Raw genomic sequence first — 10,172 nt, 5'->3', positions numbered from 1 at the left:
GTTGAAAAAGCGCCAGAGAAGCCAGCAGCTAAAGCACCACCAGCAGCAGCTCCAAAAAAATCAGCGCCACCAGCTGCAGAAACCACCGTTCGCGTAGATACAAAACGACTCGATCAAATTATGAATATGGTTGGTGAGTTAGTTCTTGTACGAAATCGTTTGGTTAGTTTAGCGACTAACTCAGACAGTGAAGCGATGGGTAAAGCAATCTCTAACTTAGATGTAGTGACTGCGGATATTCAAGGTGCGGTTATGCAGACGCGAATGCAACCAATTAAGAAGGTATTTGGTCGCTTCCCTCGCGTTGTACGCGACTTAGCACGTAGCTTAAATAAAGATATTGATTTAAAACTTATTGGTGAAGAAACCGATCTAGATAAAAACTTAGTTGAAGCACTTGCCGACCCGCTTGTGCATTTAGTTAGAAACTCAGTTGACCATGGTATTGAAATGCCCGCTGTTCGTGAAGCAGCTGGTAAGCCTAGAACAGGTAATGTTACTTTATCAGCGTCTCAAGAGGGCGACCATATTTTGCTAACCATCAAAGATGATGGTGCAGGTATGGATGCTGAAAAACTGAAAAAAATTGCAATTAGTAAAGGCGTACTCGATCATGACCAAGCGAGTCGACTTTCTGACACCGAAGCATATAACCTGATTTTTGCACCTGGCTTTTCTACAAAAGAAGAAATATCTGATATTTCAGGCCGTGGTGTAGGAATGGACGTAGTTAAAACTAAGATCACGCAACTTAATGGCTCAGTAAGCATTCAGTCTGAACTTGGTGTCGGTACTATTTTAGAAATAAAAGTACCACTTACCTTGGCTATATTACCGACATTAATGGTCGTTGTTGGCGCACAAACATTTGCGTTACCACTGGCTGGTGTTAGTGAGATATTCAATTTAGATTTAACGAAGACGAATGTAGTTGATGGGCAATTAACAATTATTGTGCGTAAAAAGGCGATACCGTTATTTTACCTTGAGCATTGGTTAGTAAAAGGCTCAGATCGTTCTCAGCGAAAATCTAAAGGTCACGTCGTTATTGTACAAATTGGTACGCAACAAATTGGTTTTGTTGTTGACTCATTAATTGGCCAAGAAGAAGTAGTTATTAAGCCGCTTGATGCGTTACTTCAAGGAACGCCAGGTATGGCAGGCGCTACAATAACTTCGGATGGCGGCATTGCACTGATTTTAGACGTTCCAAACATGTTAAAACATTACGCAGGCTAATAATAAAGTAGGTATATATTTAATATATACCTACGCATAAATTTAATAAGAGAGCTAAATGGCCGTTAAAGTTTTAGTTGTTGATGATTCAAGCTTTTTTCGCCGTAGAGTAAGCGAAATCCTTGAGCAAGATAGCGATATACAAGTTATAGGCTTTGCTGTTAATGGCAGAGAGGCTGTTGAGAAAGCAGCTCAATTGCGTCCTGACATGATCACCATGGATGTCGAAATGCCTGTGCTTGATGGTATTAGCGCAGTTAAAGAGATAATGGCGAGTAACCCAACTCCTATCTTAATGTTTTCATCACTTACACGTGATGGTGCAACAGCAACGTTTGATGCGTTAGATGCTGGCGCAATGGATTTTTTACCGAAAAAATTTGAAGATATTGCACGCAATAATGAAGATGCAATTAAGCTTTTGCAAAGTAAAGTAAAAGATATAGGGCGAAGACGTTTACCGCGAACATTTAGAGCGGCAACACCAGCTAAACCTGTCATTTCAACGAAACCAACAAGTTCACTTTCGCAAAGAGCAAGCACATCAACAACTCAAATCAAGCAGCCTGATAGAAGCTTTCAAAGAGCTGCGCCTGTTGCATCGACAAGTTCAAATGTTGCCTCAATGCGAGCAAGTGGAAAACAATATCAACTTTTAGCTATTGGTACTTCTACAGGTGGTCCTGTTGCTCTGCAAACTATATTGACTCAATTGCCTGCTAATTTTCCTCACCCTATTTTACTTATTCAGCACATGCCCGCTGCATTTACACCCGCGTTTGCAGCGCGCTTAAACGGTTTGTGCCAAATAAAAGTGAAAGAAGCACAACAGGGCGATCGCTTACAACCAGGAACTGCTTATTTAGCGCCTGGCGGACAGCAGATGATGGTAGAGGGGCGTGGAGCAAATAGAACGCTGCGCGTATTTGAGGATCATAGCGAGAGAATAAGTTATAAACCAAGCGTAGATGTAACGTTTGCTAGTGCAGCTAAAACGTACCAAGGTGATGTACTTGCTATTGTTTTAACAGGTATGGGCGCTGATGGTCGTGATGGTGCAAGAATGTTAAAACAAACGGGGGCAACTATTTGGGCACAGGATGAGAAAAGCTGTGTCGTTTATGGAATGCCCCAAGCAATTGCTAATGCGGGGCTTTCAAGTGAAAGCTTAGCATTGAGCGATGTTGCAGCACGTATAATGAGAGAGGTAGGTTGTGGATAAACTCTCAATATTTGGACTATTGGTAGCACTTAGTGCAATAGGTTTAGGTTATTCTTTAGAAGGCGGTGTTGTTTCAGCTTTATTTAATGGCCCTGCGCTTATTATTGTACTTGGTGGCACGCTTGGCGCTGTTATGTTGCAAACCTCTGCTAGCACATTCAAAAAAATGCTAAATATGAGCTCGTGGGTTTTTGTTGCACCACAATACGATATTGAAGACGCAATAGAGCAAGTTAAACGATGGTCTCATAAAGCACGTCAAGAAGGTTACTTAGCGCTTGAGAATGAAGCCTTAGCTCACCCAGATGCGTATGCAGCAAAAGGTTTAAGCTTACTTGTCGATGGCTGCTCAGAGCAAATACTACGTGACACGCTTGAAATTGATTTACTGCTAGAGCGCGATCGTTTGCTTGAAGCCGCGCGTGTTTATGAAGCAATGGGGGGTTACAGCCCTACCATTGGTATTTTAGGTGCGGTGCTTGGCTTAATACAGGCAATGTCGTTTATTACCGATCCACAAATGCTTGGTGCCGGCGTTGCAACGGCATTTATTGCGACCATTTATGGTGTTGGCTTAGCTAATTTATTGTTTTTACCTATGGCAAATAAGTTAAAACAGCGTGTAGAGCAAAAAATGCTTTACCATGAAATGCTTGCTGAAGGCGTTATTGCAATAAGCATAGGTGAAAGCCCAGTAAATATAGAATTAAAGCTTGAAGCCTATCGTGTAGAGCGCCCTAATTTAGTGGACGAATAACATGTTACGCCGACGACTTCGTCACTCTGCTGCTAAAAGTCAACATACCGAACGTTGGCTTGTATCGTATGCCGATTACATGACTATTATGTTTGCTTTTTTTGTGGTTCTGTATGCGATAGCGATTAATAAAGACGAACAATTCCAAATATTGTCAGATTCCCTTGAACAGGTTTTTGATAAGTCAGCTCGCCAATACTCCCAGCAAGGTGAAGGTGTCAACGGTAATGGAATATTGACAGATAGAGTGACACCTGAACAAGAAGTTCTTTATGGCGAAAGTATATTAAAAGAAGAGCAAGGTCCTGAGCTACTCGACGGCCAAAGTAATACAAGCAACATCCAGCAAAAGTATTTAGGCAAACCTCTTGATAGTTTATTAATTAAATTACAGTCAGCGCTTATTGATGAAATCCGTGATGGAGAAGCCAGTTTAGAGCTTAACCAAGATTGGCTGATTATAGAGCTAAGCTCAGGTATGTTATTTTCAAGTGGTAGTTCAGTTGCACACTCTCGTGCAAAACAGGTCGTCAAGATTGTTAAAGATATAATTGCACCAGTAGATAACTATGTAAGAGTACGAGGTTATACTGATGATGAAAGTATTCGTAATGAGATATTTCGTTCGAACTGGGAACTGTCGGTAGCTAGAGCCACGTCAATTTTAGTAGAGCTGGAAGCACTAGGCATTAATTCAGCTAGAATGGCGATAGAAGGTTATGGCCAATATTCACCTTTTGCAAGTAACGATACAGAACAAGGGCGCGCAGAAAATCGTAAAGTTGTTATCGCACTTTCTAAGTATGGATTACCGCCAAAACAAGAGGTTAAAAGTGACGGGCAAGCTGATGAGCCGGCAGTGATTGAACCTGAAATTGAACTTCCTTCAGATGACGATACAATAAAAATAATTCGTTTGCCTCATGGTGGTATTCGCATAACAACGCGCAATGAACAGTAATTAGGATGTAATGTGAAGATTTGGACTGTCGCTAATCAAAAAGGAGGGGTTGGTAAAACAACAACCGCAGTGAGCCTTGCCGGTATTTTGGCATTACAAGGTAAACGTGTGTTGCTTATAGATACAGACCCTCATGCGTCACTCACTTATTACTTTGGCATTGACTCAGAGGATTTAGAAGTTAGTGTGTACGATATTTTTGCCCGTGGTACAAGTATGCAAAGTGAAGAGATACTCCAAGCTTTGTGTCCATCAACACTTCAAAACCTGGATATTTTACCTGCGACTATGGCAATAGCTACACTTGATCGAAGTATGGGTAATAAAACAGGGATGGGGTTAATACTAAAAAAAGCGCTTGCAAAAATTAGCGAACATTACGATTATGCCATTTTAGATTGCCCTCCAGTTTTAGGGGTGTTAATGGTCAATGCGCTTGCAGCAAGTGAGCGAATTTTAGTGCCAGTGCAAACGGAGTTTTTAGCACTCAAAGGGCTTGATAGAATGATGCGTACTATGGATTTGATGCAATCCTCTCAAGCAAAAGATTATCAATATACTATAATTCCTACCATGTACGACAAACGTACCAAAGCATCGTTAGAAGCATACAAAACATTGCAAAGTACATATGGTGATAAAGTTTGGCCAGGTGTGATACCGGTGGATACCAAATTTAGAGATGCAAGCTTTGCACAAAAAGTACCTGTAGAGTATTGTCCTCGCTCGCGCGGTGTATACGCATATAAAGCACTGCTAGAATATTTAATTGAACAAGGTTAATGAATGAGTAAGCAATTGTTTGCTAATGAAAAAGTAATGAAACAATACCTCGGGGCTTTGTTATGTGAAGATGAGCCTGTAGATAACCTTGAGCCAGTTGCAAAATTACTTGAGCAAATCCCAGATGATTCACAACAGCATATTCATTCAAAACCTATAGAACAATTAAAAGCAGCAGAGAGTACATTTGATAATGACTTGCTCAATGTTGAAATTGAGCCAATAGCTGAGCCAGCGTTTGAAACTGAAAAAGTTAATGAAGTGGTTGACGAGGAAGTAATAGCACCTGCAATTACTACTATAGAAAAGCCAGAGCTGGAGATTGTAACTACTAGCCAATCAGACTATTTTGATGGTGAATTTCAGGCATTGTTTTTTGAAGTTGCTGGCTTGACCTTGGCTGTGCCATTAAAAGCACTTGGTGGAATACATCAATTAGGTGAAGTAAATCATTTGTTTGGTAAGCCGAAATGGTTTAAAGGCGTTATGCTCAACAGAGAAGAAAAGCTTAATGTTGTTGATACTGCGCGTTGGGTTATGCCAGAAAAATATGATGATAAATTAGAGGCATCTTTAGATTATCAATATTTGATTACACTAGGTGATAGCCAGTGGGGTTTATTAGCTGAAAAGTTGATAAATAACATTACATTGAGTAAAGAAGATGTAAAATGGCGTACAAATAAAAGCAAGCGCCCATGGCTTGCTGGCGTTATAAAAGAAAAAATGTGTGCTTTGATAGACGTAGATAATTTAAATATATTATTAGAGAAAGGCTTAGATAGCCGTCAGTAGTAATGACCATTACGGGGTAATAGCATGAATCAAGATAAATTACTGTCAGCAAATAAAAACGCAGATAATAACGATGAAATTTTACAGTGGGTTACGTTTAAGCTAGAGGAAGAAACCTACGGCGTAAATGTAATGCAAGTACAAGAAATACTTCGTTATACAGAGATAGCTCCTGTACCAGGTGCACCTTCATATGTGATTGGTATTATTAACTTACGCGGCAACGTTGTTACAGTTATTGATACTCGCGCACGTTTTGGTTTGCTAGCTGCTGATGCAACTGACAACTCTCGCATCTTAATTATTGAAGCAGAAGAGCAAGTTATTGGTATTTTAGCCGACAGCGTATCGGAAGTGGTTTACTTGCGCAGCTCTGAAATCGACAGTGCGCCAAATGTTGGTACTGAAGAAAGCGCTAAGTTTATTCAAGGTGTTTGTAACCGCGATAATGAATTACTGATTTTGGTTGATTTAAATAAGTTACTCAGTGATGACGAATGGGATGAGTTAAGCGATATATAAGCTTTACCAAATAAATTATGGTGTTACTTAGTATAGCTATATCAGCGTTAGCGGTAGGACTTATATCGCTGGCGTTAATTATTGCATTAAAAAATAAACACGCGAATGAAATTAATGCTGTATCGCAGCAGCTTAAAGATAGCTCTGAGCAGACTCATATTTTGCGCAGTGAAATTTCGGAGATTAGAACCGGGCTCTTAAGTATTGGTAAGCGAGTGCTTGAAGTTGAACAACAAAACCAAGATTTAATGCAACAGCAAGCGGCGCAAAAATACGATGACCCTGATGCTAAAATTTACTCTCGTGCTGTAAAAATGGTTGAGTTAGGTGCAGACCTTGATGAAGTAATACGCGAGTGCGAACTACCACGAGCAGAAGCCGAATTACTATTTTCATTACATAAACAAAAAGGTGCTTAGCGCCTTTTTTTATGTGCGGATAAATTGGCTCAAGCCTTAATATTTAACTTACCTTGAAAATCCTGCCAACCTGGCGGAAATTGACCTCTTAATACATACGAAAACGCAATAAGCTCTGCAATAACATAATAAAGCTCTTTAGGAATTTCTTCTCCTAACTCTAAATGCGACAACGTTTTAGCAAGTGCTGCATCTTCGTGGATCATAATTCCTTTTAGTTTAGCCGCTGCTATTATTTCATCAGCTAATTCACCAAACCCTTTAACACTTACAGTGGGTGTGTTACCAGCTTCGTACAAAAGCCCAATGGCTGATTTATTAATCGGTGTTTCACTCATAGCTAAACCTTAATATTAATAATTGCGTGAGATTTATAGAATGCCTGATTGTTGGCATCGCCTCGCCTTAAATTGAGCTCGCCAACTTGTAAGCCATGTTTAGCTAGTTTTGATCTTAAATTATCTAAGTGAGGGTGAGCAATTGCACTTACTTCTTGGCTCGAGGCTAATAGCTGGCAATCGAGTGCTTGATCCATTAACTCTGCAGTAATTTGTAGCTGCCCAAGTTGGGCATAATCAAAGTTTAATCTGACAAACCATACATTTTTATCTTCTAATTTACCGGCGCTTGGCTTTTTATACTGTCCAAGTGTTATTTCTGTTTGGGCTGCTTCTGGAGGTAATCTCATCGGTAATAAAAATTGTGCAAGCGGGTTTGTGTCTGGCTGTTGATTTGGAGTTGAGACACTCACTTGGGTAAGTGTGTTTTTAACGTGTACGATTTCGCTGGCCAAAGCTTGTACTTGAGCTTGTTGAAGCTGTTCAAGCATTTTTGCTCCCGTGTTACCCATTTTAAAAGTAGGTATAAGTACTTGTAAGAGAGCATCTAAGCCAGTTTGATTATTAAAACTGATAGGCGTTACTGATTGGCTAATCAGAGGCGCAGCTAAAATACTCACAGCCACCTGTTCAAGCCCTTTAGTGAAACTACTTTGCAGCATATCATCCGCTAGTTGAGTGGGCTGTAAAGTTGCAAGTATCTCACGCTGTATGGTTGCAGGGTTTATGTTATTACTTGAAACCATACGGTTAAATGCCTGATTAATTAAGCGAGTTAAATCAGGGGTGTCTTTTATTGCCTTATCTGTAATATCAGTAATTTGACTGCTTAAAAGTTGTTTATTGTAAGCCAGCCTATCTGTAGGGGTTGTGGCATCAGGAAGCTTTAATAATGTACTTAATAGTTTTGCTTCTATTGGTTGTAGCATTTGACTACGAGAGGGCGCATTAGATAACGGCTCAGTTAACAAGGTAATGCTTTTAGTGTTCACTGTGCTAGTGTTGTTTTGATTATTATCGTTTATTGCAAGCTGTGCTGAGGAGGTGGTAAGTCCCTTTGTGGCTACTTCATTGGTAGGGTTAAGCAAAGTGTTCGATTTACTGCTTTCACTAGTAATAAGGGGTTTTGGTTGGCTTGCTTTTAAATCACTTAGCTTAGCGCTCGCCACTTCACCTGGGGTAGTATTATTTGTTATTGGCGTGTAGGTTGTTGATGTGTTTACAGGTGTTTGCCAAATACTAACACTTCCTTTTATTAGTTGCGTTAATTGTACAATCGGCGGGAGCCTTGAAAAGTGCTCTGGCAAAATATTGCTCGTATTGTTATTTAACGCAGTACTCACACTTTGAGTAATGTTAACTCTATTTAGCGGTGATTCACTCAGTTGTATAGCTAAAGACGTTTTTTGTTGCGCGGGCGAAGTTGATAGCTGCGTTAACTCAGATTTACTTATTGTAGCAAAAGGTTTATTTTCAAAATATTTAACCGCATCATTAATTCGCGTTTTTAAATCACTAAAACTATTTTGTAGCCACGATTTTATTGGACTATTTAGGGTCAATAATGGATTTACTTTAATATTACTCGCAGAAACGGCTACTTCAGGTGCATTGCTTTTTTGCGCTAAAAGTAACTCGTTAAATGGTTTAGAGAATGAGTTGTTAAGCGTTACTTTTATATTGTTTGTATCGGTTTTAATAAATAATTTATCTGCCTGGTTTACTAAATTCACTTTAATAGGTGTATTAGGTAGTTCGGCAAGTTGTTGATTAGTAATAGGTGTTGTAAATGAACCTGACTTTTGAGGATGAGTTAAAATAGCCAGTTTTGGTGTTACTTGAAGCTGCGCACTGGGTAATAAGGCCGCGAGTAAATTAGTAAGTTTAGTTTGGCTAAGTGGTTGCGAGTGAACCGTATCAGCAAAGCGGTTAATAATATTAATCTGTGCGCCTTTATTAGTCGTACTAACAACTACTTTTAAAGGCTGTTCAGTTGTAAGTAACTGGGCCACGTCTTTATTTATGGCAATACTTGCGTTGAGTTTATCAATAACTAACTTGGGAGAAGGGGATACAGCAACTTGTACATCCATTGGTTGGCTTTGTACCTCAGTGCCCGTGCTTACATAATTTAACAAGCGCTGCAATTGTACTGGCTGATTTAAAGTAAGGGTTGTACTGTTTGGCGAGATGTTGAGCTGCTTACCATCAGGGCTGATCTGTATGTTAGCACTGACTATTTTTTGCAGGTTTTGTGGTGCGCTTGTAGTGCCAAGCCTTAATGTTTGCCAATGCTTATCAATAAATACATCAAGCGTAATCGAGTCTTTCGAAAATTGGATGTTTTTAGCCGCAAGTACCTCACTAGGTAACTGTGGTAACTCATTGGTCTGGCTGTGAGCAGATTGATTGATAACCAATGAGTTAGATAATGTTATTTGCGTTGGTGTATTCATTATTTTAAATCAAGTTTTTGTTAATCGATTATAAAGCAATATTCGTATTACCCTATCATTATGGTAGACTAACGCCTAATTTTTGGCAGAGAGAATCGTCATCTTGTTACACATTAAGTCCGTCACCTGCATCAAGCAAGATCGTTGTTTGTTTGCGGATCTTAATTTTAGCCTTAATAGCGGTCAAATCATGCAATTAGCGGGTCCTAATGGGGCTGGTAAAACATCGCTACTGCGTATTATTGCTGGCTTTTCTGTGCCTGATGAAGGGTCTGTTCTGTTCCAAGATCAACCTATATCTAAGTACTATGAAGAGTATGCCAGAGAGCTGCTTTTTATAGGGCATAAAACAGGTGTAAGTACTCAGCTTAGTGCAGTTGAAAATGTTCGCCACTGGTTACAAATTAATGGCTACATAAATGAGCCTGATTTATATCCTATTTTAGCGCAACTTGGCCTTGTTGGACTTGAAGATGTACCCGTTAGAATGCTATCTGCTGGACAACAACGACGTGTAGCGCTTGTTAGGCTTTGGTTAAGTGATGCTAAATTATGGGTACTTGATGAGCCATTTACCGCGCTTGATAAAGGCGGTGTCGCCTTTTTACAGCAGCGATTTACTGAACACTTACAAAGCGGTGGTGCCATTTTATTAACGACCCACCAAGACTTAACGACCC

General features: G+C 39.8%; 11 protein-coding genes. 9 read left to right on the top strand and 2 right to left on the bottom strand.

Going from position 1 to position 10,172, the window contains the following annotated elements:
* From H5072_RS04660 to H5072_RS04625, 8 genes are all read left to right on the top strand, one after another.
* Positions 1-1,239, top strand: a 1,239-nt coding sequence (locus H5072_RS04660; RefSeq protein ID WP_182692853.1) for a chemotaxis protein CheA, incomplete at its 5' end; no start/stop codon positions are given.
* A 58-nt stretch (positions 1,240-1,297) separates the two neighbouring features.
* A complete protein-coding gene (locus H5072_RS04655) occupies positions 1,298-2,461 on the top strand; it encodes a chemotaxis response regulator protein-glutamate methylesterase (RefSeq protein ID WP_182692852.1) in 1,164 nt (387 codons plus the stop codon).
* Positions 2,454-3,218, top strand: a complete 765-nt coding sequence (locus tag H5072_RS04650; protein WP_182692851.1) for a flagellar motor protein — start codon at positions 2,454-2,456, stop codon at positions 3,216-3,218. The genes H5072_RS04655 and H5072_RS04650 overlap by 8 nt, the downstream gene beginning before the upstream one ends.
* Before the next feature lies 1 nt (position 3,219).
* Complete coding sequence (locus H5072_RS04645; protein ID WP_182692850.1) at positions 3,220-4,179, top strand: flagellar motor protein MotB; 960 nt, start codon at positions 3,220-3,222, stop codon at positions 4,177-4,179.
* A 12-nt stretch (positions 4,180-4,191) separates the two neighbouring features.
* Positions 4,192-4,962: a ParA family protein gene (locus H5072_RS04640; RefSeq protein WP_002959298.1), complete on the top strand. Its 771-nt coding sequence runs from the start codon at positions 4,192-4,194 to the stop codon at positions 4,960-4,962.
* A 3-nt stretch (positions 4,963-4,965) separates the two neighbouring features.
* Entirely contained in the window at positions 4,966-5,757 is a 792-nt protein-coding gene (locus H5072_RS04635; protein WP_182692849.1) for a chemotaxis protein CheW, read from the top strand.
* A gap of 24 nt (positions 5,758-5,781) precedes the next feature.
* Positions 5,782-6,279, top strand: a complete 498-nt coding sequence (locus H5072_RS04630; protein WP_002959294.1) for a chemotaxis protein CheW — start codon at positions 5,782-5,784, stop codon at positions 6,277-6,279.
* Positions 6,280-6,296: 17 nt separating this feature from the next.
* Positions 6,297-6,698 (top strand): DUF2802 domain-containing protein, encoded by a 402-nt coding sequence (locus tag H5072_RS04625; RefSeq protein ID WP_024595394.1) that lies wholly within the window; start codon positions 6,297-6,299, stop codon positions 6,696-6,698.
* Positions 6,699-6,727: 29 nt separating this feature from the next.
* On the opposite strand, the gene H5072_RS04620 is transcribed toward H5072_RS04625, so the two are convergent.
* Together H5072_RS04620 and H5072_RS04615 are read right to left on the bottom strand one after the other, a co-directional pair.
* Positions 6,728-7,036, bottom strand: coding sequence for an EscU/YscU/HrcU family type III secretion system export apparatus switch protein (locus H5072_RS04620; protein WP_138488715.1), 309 nt, complete (start codon positions 7,034-7,036; stop codon positions 6,728-6,730).
* Positions 7,037-7,038: 2 nt separating this feature from the next.
* Positions 7,039-9,492 carry a flagellar hook-length control protein FliK gene (locus tag H5072_RS04615; RefSeq protein ID WP_182692848.1) on the bottom strand — a complete coding sequence of 818 codons (2,454 nt, stop codon included), beginning with the start codon at positions 9,490-9,492 and terminating at the stop codon, positions 7,039-7,041.
* Positions 9,493-9,595: 103 nt separating this feature from the next.
* Between H5072_RS04615 and ccmA the strand changes: the two genes are divergently transcribed.
* Positions 9,596-10,172 (top strand): cytochrome c biogenesis heme-transporting ATPase CcmA (ccmA, locus tag H5072_RS04610; protein ID WP_182692854.1); only part of this gene is annotated, 577 nt, incomplete at its 3' end.

This window comes from Pseudoalteromonas sp. SR45-5 (assembly GCF_014163565.1).
Taxonomy (GTDB): domain Bacteria; phylum Pseudomonadota; class Gammaproteobacteria; order Enterobacterales; family Alteromonadaceae; genus Pseudoalteromonas; species Pseudoalteromonas distincta.
This window is presented reverse-complemented; position numbering and strand designations above follow the sequence as displayed.